Raw genomic sequence first — 21,889 nt, forward strand, 5'->3', positions numbered from 1 at the left:
GTTGCACGCTCAGGGAGCTTTTCGTGAAGCCGTCAACACAAGCAGTGCCAGCCGAAACCGGCAGCCAAAAAACCGGCACCCCTGGTGAAGTTTTCGCCGCCTTCCTGAAACTTGGCGTCACCTCTTTCGGTGGTCCCATCGCCCATCTCGGTTATTTTCGCGATGAGCTGGTCGTGCGGCGCAAATGGATCGACGAGGCCGGTTATGCCGATCTTGTGGCGCTCTGTCAGTTTCTTCCCGGCCCGGCCTCCAGCCAGGTGGGTTTTGCGCTCGGGCTTTTGAGGGCCGGGCCGCTCGGCGCTCTCATGGCATGGACGGCCTTTACCCTGCCATCCGCCGTCCTGCTTTTGCTGTTCGCCACCATTGCCGCTTCCATCGAAGGTCCGGTTGGCACCGGCCTGCTGCATGGCCTCAAGATCGTCGCCGTCGCCGTGGTGGCGCAGGCGGTCTGGGGCATGGCAAAAAGCCTTGCGCCGGATCGGCAGCGGGCCAGCATTGCGCTTTCCGGCATCGTTTGCGTGGTTTTTCTGGCCGGAGCCTTCGGGCAGATCCTGGCACTTGCCGTCGGTGCCATTGCCGGGCTTGTCTTCTGTCGTAACGGTGCGGTGCGGGAATCTGCCCATCTTCAGTTTCGGGTGCCAAAAAGCGTCGGATATATCGCACTCGCGGCCTTCATCCTGCTGCTCGGCCTGCTGCCGCTGCTTGCGGCGGTGGCGGGATCACAGGGTCTCTCCTTGTTCGATGCGTTTTATCGTGCCGGCGCGCTGGTCTTCGGCGGCGGGCACGTGGTTCTGCCGCTGCTGCAATCCGAAGTCGTCGCCACTGGCTGGGTGACGGAAGATGCATTTATCGCCGGATATGGAGCGACACAGGCCGTTCCCGGCCCGCTATTCACTTTCGCCGCCTATCTCGGCGCGGTGGTGGGGCCGCAGCCGAACGGCGTTTTCGGTGCGGCCATCGCCCTTGTTGCGATCTTCCTGCCGGGCATGCTGCTTCTCATCGGTGCGCTGCCGTTCTGGGAAGGGTTTCGCCGGCATCTTCTGGCGCAGGCGGCCATGCGGGGTGCAAATGCCGCCGTTGTCGGCATTCTCGGCGCCGCACTTTATGACCCGGTTTGGACCAGCGCCATCTTCACGTCCAAGGATTTCACGCTGGCGCTTGCGGGTTTCATCCTGTTGACGGTGTGGAAGACCCCGCCATGGGTCGTGGTGGTGATCTGTGCTGCCGGCGGCGTTCTGCTGGCGCTGCTGTAAGCCTTTTCAGGCAAAGTCGGCATGGGTCGACATCCAGTCCGAGAAGGCCTGCATGGCGGCTGTCTGCGGTTTTGATTGCAGCCGGGTCAGCCAGTAGCTTCCAAGCGATATGGTGACGGGGAAGGGCTGAATGATTGCCCCGGACGCCAGATGCCGCGAAAACATCGATGGCGGCGCCAGCGCCACGCCCAGCCCCTGCAGCGCGGCCTCCATCATGCCGAGCGAGGTGTCGAAAACGATCCCGGCATTCACCTGCGCTGACGGCGTCACGCCGGCGGCCGAAAACCATGTGCTCCATTCATCGGACCGGTAGCTGCGCAAAAGCGTCGCCTCGACAAGATCGGCGGGCGTTTTTAAAGTCTCCGCCAGCTTGGGTGTGCAGAGGGGTGAAAGCGGCGCATCGAAAAGCCGGAAGGCATCGGTGCCGTGCCATGAGCCCTGACCGAAACGAATGGCAAAATCCAGCCCTTCGGCAGCCATGTCCACCCGGTTATTGTTGGTGGAAACCCTGATATCGATGAAGGGATGCTGCTTTTGAAATTCATGCAATCGCGGCAGAAGCCAGCCGACGGCAAAGGTGCCGACGACCCCCAGAAACAGCAATTCGCGCACCTGTCCGGCCTCGATCCTGTCGAGCGTAGTCGCCATCTGGTCGAAGGAACTGGTGACGGTGGGCAGAAGCGCTTCACCCTCGGCGGTGATTTTCAGCCCGCGTGGAAGCCGTTGAAACAGCGAGACGCCCAGCCGCTTTTCCAGCACCTTCACCTGCTGGCTCACCGCCGCCTGCGTGACGCAGAGTTCGATGGCTGCACGCGTGAAGCTGAGGTGTCTTGCGGATGCCTCGAAGGCCCGAAGACCGTTGAGGGGAAGAAATTGCCGAACCATTTGAGACCTAGATTTTCTTGTATCTCTTCCGAGATATCATGGTTTGTTCGTGCAATGTAGGGCAGCTAAAGCTCTTTCGCTGGGGGCGGCGCAAACGCCGGTCATCTACCTGAGGTTTTGGAGAATGCGAAAGATGAAACTCAATCACGGACATATCGCCCTTGCAGCACTGCTCTCGGCCGGCCTGTTCACACAGGCTTCTGCCGCCGATGAAGCGAAGCTGAAGGCGATAACGGATGCCGCGATAAAGCCGGTCATGCAGAAAAACGGCATTCCGGGTCTGGCCGTCGCCATCAGTATTAATGGCGAAAATCACGTCTTCACCTATGGCGTCATGTCCAAAAGCACCGGCCAGCCCGTCACGCCACAGACCTTGTTCGAGCTTGGCTCGATCAGCAAGACATTCACGGTTGCGCTCAGCACCTATGCCGAGATGAACGGCCAGCTGTCGCTGTCCGGCAAGGTCGCGGATTATCTTCCGTCGCTGAAAGACAAGCCGTTCGGCGATATCGCGCTGATGCATCTCGGCACCCACACCGCAGGTGGATTCCCGCTGCAGGTGCCGGACAACGTCAAGACAGAACAGCAGCTGCTGACCTATCTCAAGACCTGGAAACCTTCATACAAGGCCGGAACCCACCGCACCTATGCCAATCCCAGCATCGGAATGCTCGGTTATGTCACCGCAAAGGCCATGGGCCAGAGCTTTGACGACGCGATGCAAGGCACGCTGCTGCCCGGGCTGGGGCTGAAGAACACCTTCACCGTGGTGCCCAAGGCAAAGATGGCGGATTATGCCCAAGGCTATAAGAGAAATGGCGACCCGGCCCGCGTGACACCGGCCATCCTTTCTTCGGAGGCTTACGGCGTCAAATCATCGGCAAGCGACATGATCCGTTTCGTCAACGCCAATATGGGCCTTGAGACACTGGACGGAAAAATGCAGCAGGCGCTTCTCAACACCCACACGGGCTATTTCCGTGTCGGCGCGATGGTGCAGGACATGGTCTGGGAACAATATGCCTATCCCGTTGCCCTGAAGACGCTGGTGGACGCGAATTCCGGCGCCCTTTTGAAGACGGTTCCGGTCTCCGAAATCACCCCGCCGATGAAGCCGCGTCAGGACGTCCTCATCAACAAGACGGGCTCCACCAATGGTTTTGGGGCCTATGTGGCTTTCATACCAAAGCAGAAGCACGGCGTCGTCCTTCTGGCCAACAAAAACTATCCCAATGAGGATCGTGTCGCTCTGGCCTACGAGATTTTGACGGCGCTAGACAGGGCGGAGTGAGAAAACTTCGGCGCGGGAGTTCATCGCTCCCGCGTCGTCTGCGCTGACCGATCATCTTTGGGGCCCTGTGCCTTGATTGCCTGTCATCAGAACATCACGCTTCGGCTTTAAGCGTCATTGATGCGCCGCCAATATGTTCTTCTTCTCATTGCCCTTACCCAGATTACCGGCTGGGGTTCGGTGGGAATCCTGCCGGTGCTTGCTGGTCCGGTCGCGGCGGAGTTTGCGACCTCCCTTCCATCGGTTTTTGTTGGAACCTCCGTCATGTTCGGGGCTATGGGACTTGCCGCGCCGTGGGTCGGTCGGGCGTTCCGCCGGTTTGGCGCGCGGCGGGTCATGGCGGCCGGCGCCGGCCTCATGGGATTAGGCCTCTCCCTGCTTGGCTTGTCTGTGAACCTCACGATGTTCTGGATGAGCTGGGCCCTGACAGGGCTTGCGGGGGCGATGTTCCTCACAACCTCCGCTTATGCCTATATTGCCGAATATGCCGAGGATCAGGCACGCAGCCTGATTGGGACACTTATGCTGGTGACCGGCCTCGCCGGCAGCATCTTCTGGCCAGTCACCACGTTCCTTGACCATGGGTTGGGGTGGCGCGCTGTTGTCCTCGTTTATGCCGGCACCATGACCATGGTTGTCTGCCCGCTGGTATTGTTCGGTTTGCCGGCTACACATCAAGCGGCTCCTGCGGCAGCGGGTCATGGCAACCGGAAAAAGGGACGGGTCTTCATGCTCCTGGTCGCTGCCATCGCCCTGAACAGCTTTGTCACCTTTGGCATTGATGCCATTGGCATACAGCTTTTGCAGGCGATGGGAATGGAACTTGCAAGCGCTGTCGCTGTCGCCTCGCTGCTTGGTGTTTTCAAGGTTGGCGGTCGCGTCATCGATCTCGTGGGCGGGCGAAGATGGGACGGATTGTCCACTGCGGTCGTATCGGGTGCGATGATCCCCGTGGGCCTTGTTGCGATATGGCTCGGAGGAGCGGGGTTTCTCGCCGTGGCTGGTTATCTCATGTTGTTCGGCGTCGGTAGCGGGGCTTTCGCGGTGGCGCGGGCAACCATGCCGCTGGTGTTTTTTGAAAAATCCGACTACGCGGCCGCGATGGCGACCATCGCCCTGCCGATGAACCTTATCAATGCCCTGGCTCCCCCGGTTCTGGCGACGTTGATGGGCGGCATCGGCCCGCAGGCGGTGTTTGCGGTGCTCGGGATCATGAGCACGGCAGCATTCGCGGTTTTGTTGCAGCTGAACAATATGAGGGTGCGGCAAGCTGCGGCTGAGTAAGGTCGTGGAAACGTCGATCACGACCGGCCGCGCATCGCCGCCGAGGCGACAAGCCTCGTTCCCGCCGAAAGCGCCTGCCAGTGTCGGGAACCAAGTGTTAACCGACCCGCTTGAAATTCCCATTGCGGTAACCGCGGTGAAACGTGCCTTGTCGAAAATGACATCCAACAAATAATCGGACCATAGATGACGATGCGTTTCACCCAACTCAGGCTTGCCGGACCGGCCGCAGTGCTTATCGCCATATTGCTGGCAGGGCTGGCGGCCATTCCCTATTATGGTGTTGCGCGTCTCGATGCGGAGCTTCGCGAGCGGCAGGAAACCCTGGTGGGACGCAATATCTCCATATGGATTTCCGAAGTGGAGTTTGCGCTGACCGCATGGACGATCTGGGATGAATCCATCGCCAAGATCGACAATCTGTTCGACCTTGAGTGGACCGATCGCAATATCGGACGGTCGCTCATCGGCACGTCGCGCACACGTTTCGTCAGCATTCTCAACGGCGACGGCGATCTGATCTATTCGAAGACGGATGACGAGGTGTTGCAACGCCCGTTTTTTGCCCGTGGCGCGGACGTGGTGACGCAGGACGCGCATTCGCTTGTGGATGCCGTGCGCGAAAAGGAACGTGGCGAAAGGCCGGAGGGCATTCCGCAGCCGATCGCCTTCAGCAAGATCGAGGTGATCGGTGATGATGCCGTCCTTTTGACAGCCAGCCTTTTCCAGTCGGACTTCAGGACGGCAACACCCCGGGGTGAACGGGCGCCGGTGCTTATTTCCGCAATTCCCATCGGCGGCAGCCTGCAGGAGTTTCTCGGAAACCGCTTCCTTCTGGACGATGCTTCCGTCGGGCCGGCCGGCAGCGTTCCGGCAGACCGCGCAAGGGTGGAAATCGCCATGGGGCCGAATGGGCAGGCACAGGCGCTGTCCTGGCAGCCGCTGACCCCGGCGCGGGATCTGCTCCGTCAGTCCATGCCACTTGCCGTCACGGTTCTTGTCGTCCTCATAGCCGGTGGCATCTTCGCGGTGCGGATTTCCCGCCGTGCGGTTCATTCGCTTGTCGAGGCCGAAAGACAGATGCGGCACGCAGCTACTCATGATTTCCTCACCGGGCTGGCCAACAGGTCGCTCGTCGCATCCGAATTCTCAAAGTTGTCGCAGCAGGGAGACCTGACTGTCGCCTGTCTTGATCTCGACGGTTTCAAGGCGATCAATGACAGCCACGGACACGCCGCCGGGGATGCCTTGCTCAAGGCGGTCGCCACCCGCCTTCGCGCTGCCTGTCACGACCGCGACGTGGTGTTCCGCTTGGGCGGTGACGAGTTTGCCGTGCTGATGCCCGCCATTTCCCTTGCCGAGGCCGAGATGCGCTGCCGGCAGCTGTGCCTGCTTCTCTCCGAGCCCTATGTTGTCGATGACAGCATGATGATCATCGGTGCGTCCTTCGGATTGAGCAGCGTCATCGGGGCGGAAATGTCCTGCGACGAGGCCTTCCGCTGCGCTGACGAAGCGCTTTACCGCGCCAAGGGTGAAGGGCGCGGCAAGGTGATGACATCGATCTGTGAGATTGAACCCGTTCGCCGGTTTGGCTGAACTGAGGGGTGGGTAACCCCTTGATGCCCGATGACAGCAGCCGGCAATCGCGCTACCGAAGACAGGATGCGCCGCCACCGATTCGGCCCGGAACGACGGTCGCATATCACATAAAGACAAATCTTTTATGCGGCTGCGATCTGCAACGGGGACGTTCGCCAAATCGCGCCGGCCGCTTTCTGGGGGACAGACGACGATGAGCGATACAGGTGGCTATTTTCCGCGCTGGCGACTGAAAACCGAAGGGCGCATCATGCCGGATGAGCGGTTGCCCGCCGGGCAGACCGCGGTTCTCGGTTTGCAGCATGTTGTCGCCATGTTTGGCTCCACGGTGCTTGCGCCACTGATCATGGGGTTCGATCCGAACGTCTCCATCCTGTTTTCGGGCATCTCGACGCTGATCTTCTTCATCGCCGTTGGTGGCCGCGTGCCGAGCTATCTCGGTTCGTCCTTCGCTTTCATCGGTCCCGTGCTGGTGGCAACCGGTGCCGCTGCCGGTGCGGCGAGCCCGAATATCGCGCTTGCGCTTGGCGGTATCATTGCCGCGGGCGTGCTTTATGCCCTGATCGGCGTTATCGTCATGATTGCCGGCCACAACTGGATTGAACGGCTGATGCCGCCGGTCCTGACCGGTGCCATCGTTGCGGCGATCGGTCTGGTGCTTGCGCCGATTGCCATTGCCAGCGCCTCCGGCACCGGCCCCGGTAATCCCGATGGCGACCAGCTGTCGCGCTGGATTGCGATTTTGACCGTCACTTCCGTCGGTGCAATCGCGGTCTATGCGCCCGGCATGGCGCGACGCCTGCCCATCCTTCTCGGTGGCGCCATTGCCTACATCGCCTATCTGGTGCTGGCCAACGGCCTCGGTCTCGGCAAGCCCGTGGATTTTTCAGGCGTTGCGGCTGCGTCCTGGTTTGGACTGCCGACATTTACCACGCCGGTATTTTCTGCCTCGGCAATCGCACTGATCGCGCCTGTCGTCGTCATTCTGGTTGCGGAAAATCTCGGACATATCAAGGCGATCGGCGCGATGACCGGCCGCAATCTCGATCCTTATCTCGGCCGCGCCTTCATCGGTGATGGCATCGCCACCATCTTTTCCGGCGCGTTTGGCGGAACCGGAATGACGACCTATGCCGAAAACATGGGCGTCATGGCGATTACCCGCATTTTCTCGACGCTGGTTTTCATCGTTGCGGCGCTCGTTGCCATCATTCTCGGCTTCTCGCCGAAATTCGGCGCGCTGATCCAGACGATACCGGGGCCCGTCATCGGCGGCCTGTCCGTCGTGGTGTTCGGCCTGATCGCGGCGACCGCCGGGCGCATCTGGGTCGAGAACAAGGTCGATTTTTCCGAGCCGCGCAATCTCATCACCGTGGGTATCGCGCTGGTGCTGGGTGCCGGCAACTTCAAGCTCAATGTCGGCGGTTTCACGCTGGATGGTATCGGCACGGCGACAATCGGCGCCATCGTCTTTTATCATCTGCTCAGCCTCGGCGCTCCGGCCCAGGGGAAATCACGCTAGAGACTGAGGCCCGGAAGAACCGCTCGAATGTGATCGCCGAGCGCCTTGGCCGCCGATGATGTCTGGGGATCGGAAAATGCGATGGCTATTCCGATCGTCGGCAGCGGCGGCAAGCCATCGCTGACGATATGAAGGTCGGGCGGAACGGCTGTTTTCGTCAGCACGCTGATGGCGTGGCCGGAGCGGGCGATGGCGATGAGGCCTGAAAGGCTGGTGCTGGCAAAGGCGACACGGTAGCGGCGATTGGCGCTTTCCATGGCATCGCAGGCCGCGCGGTGATCAAGCGTCGCCGGTGCCGAGAGCGCCAGCGGCAACACGTCCTTGGACAGCAGGTCGGGTTCCGGCCTGTCCGCCACCCAGACGAAACTCTCCCTGCGCAGAACCTCGGGATGATCAGGATCGGCCTGTGAGACCAGCGCCATGTCGATCTGCCGGCGGCGCAGCAACGGATGCAGCTCGATGGTTGGCGCGCAGACCATCCGCAGGTCGACTTTCGGGTAGGTTGCGCAGAAGCCCCGTAGCAGTTCCGGCAGGAAGGCGATGGAATAATCCTCCGGACATCCAAGGCTGACGGTCCCCTGAAGGATAGCCTCGCTCATATCCGCGAGGATTTCATCGTGCCGGGCAAGCAGCGCATTGGCATGCGCAAGCAGTTTTTCTCCCGCCGCAGTCACCCGCACCCCGGAACCCGTTCGTTGCAGCAGGCTGTGGCCCACCTGCTCCTCAAGCCGCTGCATCTGCGTGCTGAGGGCTGATTGTGTGCGCCCGACCTGCATGGCGGCAACGCTGATGGAGCCGGCGCGGGCGACGATGACGAAGTTCTTGAGAAGCGTAAGGTCGAGCATTGGAGATATCAAAATTATCGATATCTGCTTCAGATACTATCAATTGGACTGCCTGCGCAAGGGCCTGTTACCGTTCTTCAGGATCACCTCTTTGGGGAACGTGTCATGGACAACATTTCGAAAAGCGCCATTTCGCTGAACGATGAACCGGCCTTCTGGGCTGCCGCCAACAAACACCTGACCCGTTATGGGCCGGCCTTCGAAGAGATCATCGTCGAACGCGCCGCGGGAAGTTTCGTTTATGATGCGGATGACCGCGCCATTCTCGATTTCACCTCCGGCCAGATGAGCGCCCTGATCGGCCACACCCACCCGGATATTGTCGCCACCGTCAACCGGCAGATGGCCTCGGTTGCGCATCTCTTCTCCGGCATGCTGTCACGCCCCGTCGTCGAACTTGCGGCACGGCTGGCGGCGCTGGCGCCCGGTCTCGACCGCGTGCAATTGCTGACGACAGGGGCGGAATCCAATGAAGCGGCGATCCGCATGGCAAAGCTCGTCACCGGCGGCCATGAGGTCGTGGCGTTTGCCCAGAGCTGGCATGGCATGACCGGCGCTGCGGCATCTGCCACCTATAGTGCCGGTCGCAGGGGATATGGCCCGGCGACAGCCGGTTCGCTGGTCATTCCGGCCCCGAATGCCTATCGCCCACGCTTCCGCAACCCGGATGGATCGAATGACTGGCAGGCCGAGCTTGACGATGCCTTCGAGCTGATCGATCGCCAGTCGACCGGCAATCTCGCCGCCTTCATTGCCGAGCCCATCCTCTCAAGCGGCGGCATTCTCGAACTGCCGCTCGGTTATCTCGCCGCCCTGAAGAAGAAATGCGAGGAGCGTGGCATGCTGCTCATCCTCGACGAAGCCCAGACCGGCGTTGGCCGGACGGGGCACATGTTCGCCTTCCAGCGCGATGGCGTGACGCCTGACATCATGACGCTCTCCAAGACGCTCGGCGCCGGCCTGCCGCTCGCAGCCGTGATGACAAGCGCCGAAGTGGAGCAAAAGGCCTTCGAGAGGGGCTTCCTGTTCTATACGACGCATGTATCCGATCCGCTGCCGGCGGCTGTCGGTGTGACGGTCCTCGATGTGGTGGCGCGTGACGGTCTGGTGGAACAGGCGATTGCCCGCGGAAAGCGCCTGAAGGACGGGCTTTTATCCTTGCAGCAGCGGTTCGAATGCGTCGGCGACGTGCGCGGTCGCGGGCTGCTGCTGGGACTGGAAGTCGTGGCCAACAGGCATACGAAGGCTCCGGGTTTCGAACTCGGTGCGCGCATCATGCAGGAGGCGATGCTGCGCGGCATGAGCATGAATATCGTCAAGCTGCCCGGCATGGGCGGCGTTTTCCGCATCGCTCCGGCGCTGACCGTGTCGGATGCCGAAATCGACCTTGGGCTGGATATTCTGGCGGATTCCATCAAATCCGCGCAGGCCGTGCGATAGGCAGTGATGCGCGCCTGACCGCCAGATTTCAGGCCAGTGGGCGGGGCGTGATCCACTCCTTTCAGGCGTGAACGGCATCCGCGATCCCCACGGAAAAATCGGGGCTGCGGATAGTCCGCAGCCCGGCCAATCGGGTCAGGACGTTACGACGATGATGGGGCCAATCTTGTATGTCTGAACCTTGAGTGCGGTGCGCAGGAAGTTCAGCGCCCCCTCCGTATCGGTAACGAAGAGCGTGCCGCTGACGACCCGTCGAGCGGTCGCTTCGTCTCCTATGACGATGCGCCCGCGGAAATGCCGCTGTATTTCCTCGATAACATAGGAAAGCGGCACGTTGTCCACGGTGAGCTGGCCGCGACGCCAGGCGAGAGCGGTCGCGGCATCGGTTTTCCGGATCGTGCTTTCGCCTGTCTCGTTCAGGTGAAGCATTTCTTCACCTTCCGCGATTTTCACCGGGGTACTGCCCTCAGTCTTGAACTCTACCCTTACGGAATGTTCCGTTACGGCAACACGCGTGTCCGTCGCGCTTTGGCGAACATCGAAAGCCGTGCCGAGGGCTGTTACCAGCGTGTCCTCGGTGCTGACGGAGAAGGGACGTTTTTCATCCGGAGCCACCTGGAAGAAGGCCTGCCCGCGCAGGAGCCGAACCGTCCTTCGGCCGCTGGTGAAATCGAGTGCGATTGCCGAAGATGCGTTCAACTGGACCCGCGAACCATCTTCCAGCGTGACTTCCGGCATTTCGCCGGCACCGGACATGACATCCGCGCTCAGACGCATGGGGCCATCCAGCGCAATGAAGAGTGCGCCAGCCGAAATGATTGCCACGATTGAAGAGATGATCGCGTTGCGTCCGCGCGGCGAAGTCTCAACCGGCATGTCACGAAGCCCGGCATCGGAGCGGATCGCTGTTCTCGCTTCGCCGAGAATGCGCTTCGCAGCGGTGTAGGCCCGACAGTTTTCCGGATCCTGCTCCATCCAGCGACGGAACTCCGCCCGCTCCGTTTCGGGCTGCTCTGGGTCTCTGTTGCGAAAGACCCAGTCGGCCGCATCTCTGTTTCGCTTGCGCTGATCGCGCGTCAGACGTCTACGTTGCACGGAACGCTCCAATTATGCTCTCCAATGTGTAGACGAATGAACTGCGTGGATTGGGATGTTTACTCCATTTCGAAAAGGCGGTCGAGGCAATGGCTGAGCGCGCGCCTGAGGTGCCGGTCGACCATATTGCGCGAAATTTTCAGCTTCGCGGCAATCTGGTCCGGAGAGAGATGGTGCAGCCTGTGCAGCACGAATGCCGTCCGCCGTTTTTCGGGCAGGTCGGCAATGGCCTGCTTCAGGATCGCCAGCCGCGCCTCGACAGCCAGTCCCTGATCGGGAGCGCTGTCCATCGCGACGACTGCCTTTGCATCTTCATCGGAGCCGGAGAAAAGCCGGGACTCGAACTGCTCGCGTCTGATCCGGTCAATCCGCATATTGGATGCGGCGCGGCACAGAAATGCTTTTATCGACCGTTTGCCGGAGAGCGCGTCCGGCTGCAATGCCAATTTTACATAGAGATCGTGGACGATTTCCCGCGCGGCCCCGTCTGACCGGCTGCGTCCGCCCACTGCCTTGATGATGTCGCCGTAATGCTCGACGATCGCCCTGTTCAGCAGGTCGGTTCCGTCACTTTCATTGAGGCTGGCCGTCGACGTCCGCATCGCTTTCCTGATCCTCCGCAAGCTGCAATCTGCGACAACTGAAGGGGCGAACAAGGAGCGCAAACCGCAGCTCTCCAAGGCCTTCGTCCGACCCAAGTCATCATCCGGCAGCAGAGTTTTGACCCATCATCGCCGTGGAGGAATTTCTACTGGTGGGTAAAAAGCGATGCAAGTGCAATGATTTACGGTTTGTACCGAGAAAAAATCCTTCACCGCCAAAAAGAGGATATTTTTTATCATGTTTATGTCTGGATTCATTACATCTTTTGGCCTTACGGAGGAAGGCGTGGGGATGCGCGAGGCAGGATTGTAATTTACGAAAAAGCTAACCAATGTTGCGAGGCCGCCACAGGTCGCAGCTCGCCTCAGCTGCGGGATGGGACGGGGACACACATCGGCGTTCCCGAAAGCGGATCCGGCATGATGACGGCGTTGACGCCGAAGACATCGAGAACATTCGTGTCGGTAATGACGGCGCTTGGCGTTCCGGCGTCAAATATCCTGCCATCCCTGATGAGAACAATCTCATCGGCGTAACGGGCAGCCTGATTGAGATCATGGAGCACCGCGACGATGGTGCGACCCCGATCATGAACAAGCTGCCGGATCAGATCCAGTATCTCGATCTGGTGGGCGAGATCGAGGAACGTCGTCGGTTCATCGAGAAGAAGAATGTCCGTTTCCTGGGCGAGCGCCATGGCGATCCATGCGCGTTGTCGCTGGCCGCCTGACAGGGATTCCACCTGTCGGCCGGAGAGCGACGTCATGTTGGTCAGATCAAGGGCATGGGCGCAGGCATCCTCATCACGGCTGGACCATCGTTCGAAAAGCCTGCGATGCGGATAACGCCCCTGACGGACCAGCTCGGCGACCGTCAACCCTTCCGGGGCCTGGGGCCCTTGCGTGAGGACGCCGATCTGTTTTGCCCGTTCCCGTGATGGCATTTTGCGTGTCGGCCTGCCATCGAGAAATATCTCTCCCTTCATCGGGGTAAGAAGCCCGGCAAGCGCGCGCAATATCGTGGATTTGCCGCAGCCGTTTTGGCCGACGAGAACGCTGAAGCGCCCGGATGGGATTTCCAGGTTCAGGTCGTCGACGATGACGGAGCCGTTATATCCAAGGGAAAGCGCTCGTGTCGCGAGGCGATAGTGTTCAGACATGCCTGCGACCCTTCAGAAGATAGGCAAAAAATGGAGCACCTAGCAGGGCCGTGACGATACCGGCCGGCAGCTGCGCCGGTGCGATGACCGTGCGGCCGACAATATCGGCGATCAACAGCAGAAGACCGCCTGTCAGCCCGGCAACGGGAATGAGGGCTCGATGGGAATGGCCGGCGATCCGCCTTGCAATATGCGGGGCGATCAGTCCGACAAAACCCACCAGCCCGACCATGGCGACGGTCGCTCCCGATATCAACGTGCAGAGCAATATCAGGAATGCCCGCATGAGATTGACCCTCTGTCCCAAGCCTGTCGCCACATCGTCGCCGAAACGGATGAGATCCAGTTGCCGGCAGGAGAACCAGCTCAGGGCGAGCGGAGCGGCGAGCCAGATCAGGAGACTTTGGACCTTGCTCCAGTCGGCGCCGTAAACACTGCCCGAAAGCCAGATCATCGCGCGCTGAACATCAACGACATTGCCGAATGCGGTCAGAAAGCTGGTTCCCGCGCCGGCAAGCGCGCTTAAGCCGATGCCGACAAGGATGATCCGCAGAGAGGAGGTTCCGCGTTTCCAGGACAGGGCGTAAACCGCCGCCGCCATGGTGACGGCCCCCGCAAAGCCCGCCCACGGTAGAACGGCTGGTGAAACATCGGCAAAAACGATGATCACCACGCTTGCGAAAAGCGCTGCGCCGGCATTGATGCCGAGAACGCCGGGTTCCGCCAGGGGATTGCGCATGACGGTTTGCGAAATCGTCCCCGCAACGGCAAGGCCTGCCCCCGCAAGCAGGGCCAGGATCGCCCTCGATAACCGGAATTCGATGACGATCATCTGCAGGTCGGGTGAAGCCCCGCCGATGACCGCATTGGCAACGTCACGCCAGGCAATCGATTGGTCACCCCACATCATTGCAGCAACCACGGCCAGCAGGTTGAGAATGATCAGAACAGTTATCGCGCGAGTCACGGCTTGCCTGCCCCCGTGCGATAACGCGCCAGCCAGAGGAAAAACGGCGCTCCAATCAGCGCCATCGTGACGCCAACAGGAAAACTCTGGTTAGCGAGGATGATCCGTCCGGCGAGATCGGCGACGACCACCATGGTCGCTCCGATGACGGCGCTGAAGGGAACGACCCAGCGGTAATCGACGCTGATTGCCAGGCGCACGATGTGCGGCACAACGAGACCGACGAAGCCGACCGGTCCGGCAAGTGCGACGGCGCTGCCGGACAGGAGAATGACGACGACGACCGACAGGCTGCGCCAGAGGGCCGGGTTCTGGCCAAGCGCAGTGGCGACATCGGTTCCAAGGCTCAAGGTCGTCAGATGTCGGGCAAGGACAAGTGATCCGAACAGTCCGGCAAGCGGATAAGGCATGACGGTGAAGACCTGATCCATCGTCCGGCCGCTCAAGGAACCGACGGTCCACAGACGCACCGCATCGAGTGTCGTCTGGTCGAAGATCAGAATTGCCGTGGTAAGCGAGGTGAGGAATGTTGCGACCACCGCCCCGGCCAGCACCATCGCCAGCGGGGTCGCGCCGATGCGGCCGACGGAACCGATGAAGAAAACGCACAGTGCTGCGAGTGCCGCACCGGCAAAAGCATACCAGACCTGCCCATGGCCACCCGAAGCGCCAAGGATCGTCAGGCTGGCGACGACCGCGAAAGCTGCACCGGCATTTATGCCAAGAAGACCCGGCGACGCCAGAGGGTTTCTTGTTACCGCCTGCATGATTGCGCCTGATACCGCAAGGCCGGCTCCAGCGATCATCGCCGCTGCAACGCGGGGCAGGCGCAGCAATGTCACGACGAGATGATCGCGCGAGCCGTCAAAGCGGAAGATTGCAGACAGCACCGTCGACGGCGACATGGGGTTTGGCCCGGCCGTTATGGCCACGACCGCAGAAACCAGCAGGCATGCGATTGCAAGAATGAGCAGTGCCGCACAGGAAAACTCTGCACGGCGGGAATGGATCGGTGTGTCTGCTCCTGACGGTCTGCGAAACGGTATCACGGTTTGCCCGGCAGATATTGCTCGATGTCATCGAGGACCCTGTTTGCGGAGCCGATGCCGTTGAAGCCCATCCATGTTTCGCGCGTGACCCGGTGGGCGTTTCCAGAGGCGACCGCCGGCAACATTTGCCAGAACGGGTTGCTGGTCGTGCGCGCGGCAAGCGCATCGTCCTGGTTTGCGTCATATCCGGCGGCAACGACGTAAAGGAGGATGTCGCCGTCGAGAAGGGCAAGGTCTTCCCATTCCGGCCGCTTGAAGACGGTATTATCCTGCGTCGTTTCGTAGGCGCTTCGCTTGACGCCGGCATCACGCAGAACCGCATAGGGCGCATAGGCGGCCGGGCCGTCGAGATAGAGATGAAAGCCGCTCGGCGTTACCCGCAGAACCGACATCGTGCGGGAGCCTGTCCTGGTTCTGATGGCGGCGACCCGTTGTTCGTAGCCCGCCAGCATTCGGGTCGCATCGGCGCTTTTTCCGGTAATCATCGCCAGGGTGCTGAAATGTTCCTTCCAGTCCTTTGCGTCAATGAGGGCGGTCGGCGCGATCTTGGCGAAGTTCTGGTAGGATTGGCCATGCAGCGTTGCGTCGCCGATGATGAGATCGGGTTTCAGGGCGACGATGCGTTCCAGGCTCGGCTGACGCGCGTCGCCTATATCGGAGACGGAGGCTGCCTCGGCCTTTTTCTTCAGATCGTGGTCCTGAACGGTCAAAAGCGGCGCGCCGACCAGCGGCAGGCCCAGCTCTAGCGCCATTCCCAGATTGTAGAACGGATCAAGCGCGACGATCCTGCGTGGTGCATCCGGCACACAGAGGGGGGCGTCATAAACCCCTGATGTAACCGACTTGCCCGTACATTGCGCCGAGGCACCGGAGGCGAAAAGCCCGATCAGCAAGATGACAAACGATCGCAGGATCATTCTTTACTCCAGAAATGGAAGCCTGCGCGGCGTGGAAGCCGCGCAGGAAATGGATCAGAATTTGACCTTCAGGTTCAGACCGACGCTGCGGCGCTCACCGAGCGTGGCGGCGACATCATTGTCATTGTAGACAAAATATTCCTCGTCCAGAAGGTTTTGTGCGAAGGCGTTGAGTTCCCACCGCTCGGTCTTGTAGCCGGCCTGCAGGTTCACGATCCAGCGGCTGTCGAGATAGTCGTGCGGCAGGCTGCCCAGCCGTGCCAGATAGCTCGACGTATATTTCGCGTCCGCGCCGACATAGACGCCATTATCGAAGGTGTAGCGGGCGCCAAGGCCGAGTGACCACTCAGGCGCTTCCGGGAAAGGCAGGCCGGACAGATTGCCGTAGACAAGGTCGTTGAAGTCCTTGAACTCGGTATGGACATAACCGAGCGAGGCGAAGGTCTCCAGATTGTCGGTTACCTTGAACGATGGCTCGAACTCGAAGCCCCATGCTTCCGACGATGCCGCATTGATGATGCGGCGGGTCGTTGCATCCGTGGGATCGAGCTGCATCTGGACCTGCTGGTCCGAATATTTGGTGTAGAAGATGTTGGAGTTCAGGGTCAGCCGGTCGTCCAGGAATGTTCCCTTGTAGAAGAGTTCATAGGTGGAGGCCGTTTCGGGTTCGTAGGTGTAGGAAGTGCGCCGGAAGGAATCATAGCTCGCACCACCTGTCCGGAACCCCTGGGAATAGGTAACCCCGACAGTCTGGGTGTCCGTCAGTTCCTTCGACAGACCGATTTTCGGCACGAAGTTGGTTTCGTGGAAGGATGCCGCATAGTCCGTCAGAACCGTGCGGGTGCCGCCAAGCGGCTGCGTCCGCAGAAGATACTGGGTTATGTCCTGATCCGTATAGTCGAGACGGCCGCCAAGGGTGATTTTCCAGGTCGGAACGAATTCATATGTCGCCTCGCCGAACAGGGCGGCATTGAACGATTTCTGCGTGTTGCGCTGGAACTGGTTGCGGTTGACGGTGGCGCTTAGCGGAATGGTACGGTCGTAGAAATTCTTCTCGTCTTCATAGGAGAAATAGACGCCGCCGACCCAGTCCCATCTGTCGCCTTCATAGTTGAGGCGCAGCTCCTGCGAGGCGATAAATTCCTTGTAGTATCCATGATAGGTGTTGATTTCGCCCGCAGTCCCATAGTTGGGCGAGAAGCGGTCGGTGTCGGAATAGCTGAAGGTTGAAAGGGAGGTCAGCTTCAACTCGTCTGAAAAATCATGCGTGATTTCCAGTCCGACATTATGCACTTCGGTCGGGCGATATTCTATGTAGGCAGGGATTTGATAATCGCCGCGTTTCTCATCGAAACGGAAGCGCGACGCGCCTGCCGGGCCGCCAATGTCGCGGACATAGGGGTCGTCATGGGAGAATGAGTAACTGAAGAGGGCGCGTGTTTCCGGCATTTCCGCCGGTTCGAACAGCACCTTGCCGCGGATCTGGTAATAGAGATCGTGCGTGAAATCGTTATATCGATCGTAACCCACGAAGGTCGGATAGTTGATGTCGTTTTCGCTTCTCTGGATTTCGCCGGAGATGCGAACGGCAAGCTGGTCGTCCATCAGCGGCGTATTGACCATGAATGCGGTGCCGTAGAGATTGCCGGTGCCGATCGTGGCCGAAACCTCTGCTTCCTTCTCGAAGGTCGGATCCTTGGTCTTGATGTAGACTGCACCGGCCATGGCGGCGCGTCCCGAAAGGGTCGACTGCGGGCCACGATAGATCTCGACCTGCTCGACGTCGAACAATCCGCGCGCGCCACGCCGTGCGCCGCGCACCGTCTGCTGAACGCCATCGACGTAAAGCGATGCCAGCGGCGCTCCGCCGGGAACCAGGCCTTCCGAATTGACACCACGAATGATGAAGCCGCCATCCACCCAGTCGGCATCCATCACGTTCGCCATGCGCCGGAAGCTGTCGCGAAAACTGTGTATTTGTCCATCGGCAATTTCCTGCGCGGTGACGATACCGATGCTCGAAGACGTGCTGGCCAGCGTCGTGGCATTGCGGGCGCCGTAAATCGTGATCGCCTGCAGCACCGTCGTGCCGTCGCTGCCGACAGCATCGGTATTATTTGCGGCAACGCTGAGGACGATCTGATTTTGACCCGCGAAACGCGACTGGACGCCGGTGCCGGCAAGCACTGCGTCAAGCGCCTGGGACGGCGTCAGATTGCCGGAGGCGCCACGGGACCTTTTGCCATTCGCAACCGATCCGTCAAACATGATCTGCAGGCCGGTTTGTGTGGCGAGCTGATTGAGGGCGGAGGTGAGCGGCCCGGCGGCAATCGAAATCTGTCGCGGCGAGGCGCTTGCCTGACCCGTGCCCTGCGCTGCGGCCGGCACATGCATGGCCAGAGCAGAAACCGAAGTTGCGAGCAGCATTGCCACCCATCCAGCCAGACCGGTTCGAGCCGTTCTGCCGTTAATTCCCTTGCATTCCATTGAAGCCCCCGCTCCCGCGCGCTCGATAAGCTATTCAGACAAAAGGCGGCAATATCCGCCCACTCATGCTGAAGACGAACAGGGAAGGGGCTATGGGACTCTCAAGTCGAAATAAATTTATGAAAATAATAATTCTACTTCAGGCAGAAATGGGCGCGCATTTCCTGCAGCAGACAGGCGTCCCGTTCATCGCTCGACTTCAATACGCAGGTCGGGCACTTTTCCGCACCCTCAACGGTATAGTACCGGCAGCATCCACCCCGCGCGCGAAACGTGTAGGTGAATGGTTCCTTCAATGCGCTGTCATGCAGGGTAAGGTCAAAATACCCCAGCTGACGGTTGTTCAGCGGCGATCCCTGTACCTTGACGATCGCCATTGCCGTCGACAGAGCATCGGCGAGACAGCCGAACCGTCTTCCGACGTCAAGAAATCTGCCGGCGATGGCGTCTCCCACCAGCCGCCACTGCGCATTCTTGGAAAAGCCGGTTCTTTTTGCCAATGCTTCCACCAGCGGATGGAAATGTTGCTCGACGCCCATCCTGAAATGCTCGCAGAGGCCTGCGTGGTCCGTGACCGTCGAATGCGGCCCGTCATCCCGATCCGCAAAGATCTGCGATGACAACAGCCTGACGCGGGCCCGCCGCACCGTCATCGGCTCTCCGTCGTGCTCGCCATGATGGGTATAGAACTGCAGCGAAAAGGCATCAGGCGACATATCAGGCACGATGCCGCGGCCAACCAGCAACGGAACTGTGGCCATGAAGAAGATGTAGCAATAGTCGCTCATCAGAAATGCAGCGCGGCTTTTGAGGTCAACGCCGGGATCGAACGACCCCTCATAATCCAGGAATTCCTGCAATGCCGAAGGGCTGGAAAACAGCTCGGCAGCGGTTGTCCAGCCGGGAAGCATTGCGCCGGTGCTACACGGCACTTCGGGCCACATGGACTGCTGGAGAACGGTCGCTTCCGTCAGAATATCGCTGGCTTCGGGGACGCCGGCAGTTTCATGATGTCTCATTGTCTGCAGCATCCGTCAGATTCGCATCTCAAATCAGGCTCATGCCTCTCTCGCTGAAACAGCCCCTGCCTGCATCGCATCGGTTTGCCACAGCTGGCCCAGTCTGCCGATGAAGTGCGCAAACGCATGCGGAGCAAGCATATGCGACCCTTCGATCCGATGCATGGTGACATCCTGACCGATACAGCTTTCCCACGCACGCGCCGCATTCCAGCTGACCAGATGGTCGGCATCGGCCACGAATACATGTACCGGAAGCGTAACAGGGACATGCGGGGGCGTAAATTCATAAGTCTCGCAAATACGAAAATCGTTGCGCAGAACGGGTTCGAACAGAGCCATCGCCTCGGTGTCGCGTAATATCTCATCCGGCGTACCGCCGATTTCGACCAGCGACTGGTGAAAATCCTCGCGCGTCATGACGTGAATGGGTTCACGCCCTTCGAGAACACGGTCAGGCGCGTTCGAGCCCAGAATGTAGAGTGCTTCCGGGAGCGGCAGGCCCCGGATGGAGAGGTGCCGAAGCAGCTCATAGGCCACCACAGCGCCCATGGAGTAACCGAACAGGGCATAGGGGGCCTGAAGCAGCCCGGAGATTTCGTGTCCCACATGTTCCGCAAGGCTCTGGATATCGCGCGGCAGCGGCTTGGTGAAATGTGCTTCGCGACCCGGCAGGGCGACTGGGGTGACGTCAAAGACGCTCTCAGAATGAACCCATGACCGGAACAGGCTCGGGCCGGCGCCGGCTGGCGGAAGGCAGATCAACCTGGGACGAACTGTCATTGTATGTCCTTGTATCATATTTCAATCGCATTGTGTTCGCCCACGGGCGCGGCGGTTGCTTTCAGCGCGTCGATGAATGCTGCAAATGCCGCAAGGACCGGACGGTCGAACAGGACTTTTACGGGAAAATTGATCGCAAATTCTCGCCGCACCCGGTTGACGACCCGGGCAGCCAGAAGCGAGTGGCCACCGAGGTCGAAGAAATTATCGCTATTGCGCTCGGCCTCGACTTTGAGAACCTCTGCCCAGATTCGGGCGATCCTTTCTTCCGTTTCCGTCCAGGCGGTAGCCGGAGACGAAGCGGAGAGGGGTAGATCATTGCGTGTTTCCGCCGAAGACTGCGCAGGCCTGTCGATATGCACCGGCCTTGCATCCGTATCGGATACGTGCGGAACCGTTGGAGTGCCGCTGGCCATCTCGCCGATTGTCTCCCCCAGCTCATTCAGAAAAGCCTCTACCTCCTGCACGGCAATACTGCGCCTGTCGTATCGGGCGGAAATCGCGATCTTCGTGGCGTCGGCAGCGGCAAACAGGGTGAGGGGATAGTGGGTCCATTCATCGACGTCGACGCCGGTCACGGCGAATGTCGCTTCCGCCGATATGTCTCGGGGCACGGGATAGTTTTCAAAGACCAGCAGGCAGTCAAAAAGATCACCCCGCCCGGCCTGTATCTCGCGCAACGGCAGATAGTCGTGCTCCGCACAGGCGGACTGGCGTTTCTGCAATGTCTGCAGCCATGGGGCAAGGTTGCCCTTTTCAACGTCGATGCACACCGGCAGCGTGTTGATGAACAGGCCGACCATGTGTTCCACACCCTGTAGTTCTGGTGGACGCCCGGCCGTTGTCGCACCGAAGACGACATGTCTGTTGCCGGTTTTTCGGGCCATGACGATGGCAAGTGCGGCCTGCAGCAGGGTATTGGGGGTAATCCCCATGTCCCTGCACAGTTTTGCCGCCTGCGTGGAGACTGCGGGATCGCAGGTGAGGTTATGACTGGAGAAATCCGCCTCGCCGCCGGTGGCGTCGCGGGTAATCCTGCACGGTCGGTCGATGCTGGCAGTGTAGTCCGTCCAGAACGCACGCGTCGCTTCGCGTTTCCTGCTTTTCAGCCAGGCAATATAATCCACATAGGGCCGTGGTGCGGGCAGCGGCGGACGTGATGAGCCGCACCGTCTCTGATAGGTCCTGAAGGCGTCTTCGACGATGCGGCCCGCCGACCATCCGTCGAGAATAATATGATGATACTGAAGTACCAGACGCGAATTTTCCCCGCCATAGTCGATCCATTGCAGGCGGACCAGCGGAGCGGCCTTCAGATCGAAAGCCTGCCGCCGGTTGGTGGACAGAAGCGCGCCGAGGCGGCTTTGCTGCTCCTCTACATCAATACCGGACCAATCCAGTTGCGACCAGGCAGGGCTGGCATCGCCGTGGACCACCTGAAAGGGTTCGTCTCTTTCTTCCCAGTGAAATGTAGTGCGCAAAACGGCATGGCGCGACACCATCTCGCTCCAGCAGTCATGCATGATTTGCGGATCGATCGCGCCCCTCAGTTGCAGGACGATCTGCGGCACGTAGACGCCTTCGTCAGGCGTTGCGATGGAGTGGAACAGCAATCCTTCCTGCATCGGTGACAGCGGATAGATGTTTTCGATAGCCGGGCGGCGGCGGCTTTCAAGCGGGCGATTGTCCAT

18 protein-coding genes are annotated in these 21,889 nt (G+C 60.1%); 6 read left to right on the top strand and 12 right to left on the bottom strand.

Annotation, left to right across the window (positions count from 1 at the left end; all coding sequences use genetic code 11):
- Positions 1 to 23 precede the first annotated feature (23 nt).
- Positions 24 to 1,253 (top strand): chromate efflux transporter, encoded by a 1,230-nt coding sequence (gene chrA / locus PL640_RS20475; protein ID WP_271363280.1) that lies wholly within the window; start codon positions 24 to 26, stop codon positions 1,251 to 1,253.
- A 6-nt stretch (positions 1,254 to 1,259) separates the two neighbouring features.
- Here chrA and PL640_RS20480 read toward each other — a convergent pair whose 3' ends face one another.
- Positions 1,260 to 2,138 carry a LysR family transcriptional regulator gene (locus PL640_RS20480; RefSeq protein WP_271363281.1) on the bottom strand — a complete coding sequence of 293 codons (879 nt, stop codon included), beginning with the start codon at positions 2,136 to 2,138 and terminating at the stop codon, positions 1,260 to 1,262.
- A 133-nt stretch (positions 2,139 to 2,271) separates the two neighbouring features.
- On the opposite strand from PL640_RS20480, the gene ampC reads away from it, so the two are divergent.
- The 4 genes from ampC to PL640_RS20500 all read left to right on the top strand — a co-directional run bounded on the left by ampC (position 2,272) and on the right by PL640_RS20500 (position 7,834).
- Positions 2,272 to 3,429 carry a class C beta-lactamase gene (ampC, locus tag PL640_RS20485; protein WP_271363283.1) on the top strand — a complete coding sequence of 386 codons (1,158 nt, stop codon included), beginning with the start codon at positions 2,272 to 2,274 and terminating at the stop codon, positions 3,427 to 3,429.
- A 120-nt stretch (positions 3,430 to 3,549) separates the two neighbouring features.
- Positions 3,550 to 4,713 carry an MFS transporter gene (locus PL640_RS20490; RefSeq protein WP_271363284.1) on the top strand — a complete coding sequence of 388 codons (1,164 nt, stop codon included), beginning with the start codon at positions 3,550 to 3,552 and terminating at the stop codon, positions 4,711 to 4,713.
- 186 nt (positions 4,714 to 4,899) lie between these two features.
- The gene (locus PL640_RS20495) at positions 4,900 to 6,309 is read left to right on the top strand and encodes a GGDEF domain-containing protein (RefSeq protein ID WP_271363285.1); all 1,410 of its coding nucleotides are present in this window, start codon (positions 4,900 to 4,902) and stop codon (positions 6,307 to 6,309) included.
- A gap of 196 nt (positions 6,310 to 6,505) precedes the next feature.
- Entirely contained in the window at positions 6,506 to 7,834 is a 1,329-nt protein-coding gene (locus PL640_RS20500; RefSeq protein ID WP_110760084.1) for a solute carrier family 23 protein, read from the top strand.
- Here the strand turns inward: PL640_RS20500 and PL640_RS20505 are convergent.
- Complete coding sequence (locus PL640_RS20505; protein ID WP_271363287.1) at positions 7,831 to 8,679, bottom strand: LysR family transcriptional regulator; 849 nt, start codon at positions 8,677 to 8,679, stop codon at positions 7,831 to 7,833. The genes PL640_RS20500 and PL640_RS20505 overlap by 4 nt on opposite strands.
- Before the next feature lie 105 nt (positions 8,680 to 8,784).
- Here PL640_RS20505 and PL640_RS20510 point away from each other — a divergent pair, with 105 nt between their 5' ends.
- A complete protein-coding gene (locus PL640_RS20510) occupies positions 8,785 to 10,119 on the top strand; it encodes an aspartate aminotransferase family protein (protein ID WP_161991466.1) in 1,335 nt (444 codons plus the stop codon).
- Between the two features lie 135 nt (positions 10,120 to 10,254).
- Here the strand turns inward: PL640_RS20510 and PL640_RS20515 are convergent, their stop codons facing one another.
- The 10 genes from PL640_RS20515 to PL640_RS20560 all read right to left on the bottom strand — a co-directional run bounded on the left by PL640_RS20515 (position 10,255) and on the right by PL640_RS20560 (position 21,889).
- The gene (locus tag PL640_RS20515) at positions 10,255 to 11,214 is read right to left on the bottom strand and encodes a FecR family protein (RefSeq protein WP_269702818.1); all 960 of its coding nucleotides are present in this window, start codon (positions 11,212 to 11,214) and stop codon (positions 10,255 to 10,257) included.
- Between the two features lie 59 nt (positions 11,215 to 11,273).
- Positions 11,274 to 11,816, bottom strand: a complete 543-nt coding sequence (locus PL640_RS20520) for an RNA polymerase sigma factor (protein ID WP_271363289.1) — start codon at positions 11,814 to 11,816, stop codon at positions 11,274 to 11,276.
- A 365-nt stretch (positions 11,817 to 12,181) separates the two neighbouring features.
- Positions 12,182 to 12,976, bottom strand: coding sequence for an ABC transporter ATP-binding protein (locus tag PL640_RS20525; RefSeq protein WP_271363290.1), 795 nt, complete (start codon positions 12,974 to 12,976; stop codon positions 12,182 to 12,184).
- Positions 12,969 to 13,943, bottom strand: a complete 975-nt coding sequence (locus PL640_RS20530) for a FecCD family ABC transporter permease (RefSeq protein ID WP_271363291.1) — start codon at positions 13,941 to 13,943, stop codon at positions 12,969 to 12,971. Before PL640_RS20530 ends, PL640_RS20525 begins: the two co-directional genes overlap by 8 nt.
- A complete protein-coding gene (locus PL640_RS20535; RefSeq protein WP_405049200.1) occupies positions 13,940 to 14,953 on the bottom strand; it encodes a FecCD family ABC transporter permease in 1,014 nt (337 codons plus the stop codon). The genes PL640_RS20530 and PL640_RS20535 overlap by 4 nt, the downstream gene beginning before the upstream one ends.
- A gap of 35 nt (positions 14,954 to 14,988) precedes the next feature.
- On the bottom strand, positions 14,989 to 15,909 hold the full coding sequence (locus PL640_RS20540) for an iron-siderophore ABC transporter substrate-binding protein (protein ID WP_271363294.1): 921 nt from the start codon (positions 15,907 to 15,909) through the stop codon (positions 14,989 to 14,991).
- Positions 15,910 to 15,963: 54 nt separating this feature from the next.
- Positions 15,964 to 18,336 (bottom strand): TonB-dependent receptor domain-containing protein, encoded by a 2,373-nt coding sequence (locus tag PL640_RS20545; protein ID WP_271363295.1) that lies wholly within the window; start codon positions 18,334 to 18,336, stop codon positions 15,964 to 15,966.
- A 194-nt stretch (positions 18,337 to 18,530) separates the two neighbouring features.
- Complete coding sequence (locus PL640_RS20550; RefSeq protein WP_271363296.1) at positions 18,531 to 19,415, bottom strand: ferric iron reductase; 885 nt, start codon at positions 19,413 to 19,415, stop codon at positions 18,531 to 18,533.
- A 39-nt stretch (positions 19,416 to 19,454) separates the two neighbouring features.
- Complete coding sequence (locus tag PL640_RS20555; protein WP_271363298.1) at positions 19,455 to 20,198, bottom strand: thioesterase II family protein; 744 nt, start codon at positions 20,196 to 20,198, stop codon at positions 19,455 to 19,457.
- A 14-nt stretch (positions 20,199 to 20,212) separates the two neighbouring features.
- Positions 20,213 to 21,889 carry a condensation domain-containing protein gene (locus PL640_RS20560; protein WP_271363300.1) on the bottom strand — a complete coding sequence of 559 codons (1,677 nt, stop codon included), beginning with the start codon at positions 21,887 to 21,889 and terminating at the stop codon, positions 20,213 to 20,215.

The organism is Agrobacterium sp. ST15.16.024 (genome assembly GCF_027956545.1).
Classification (GTDB): domain Bacteria; phylum Pseudomonadota; class Alphaproteobacteria; order Rhizobiales; family Rhizobiaceae; genus Agrobacterium; species Agrobacterium cucumeris.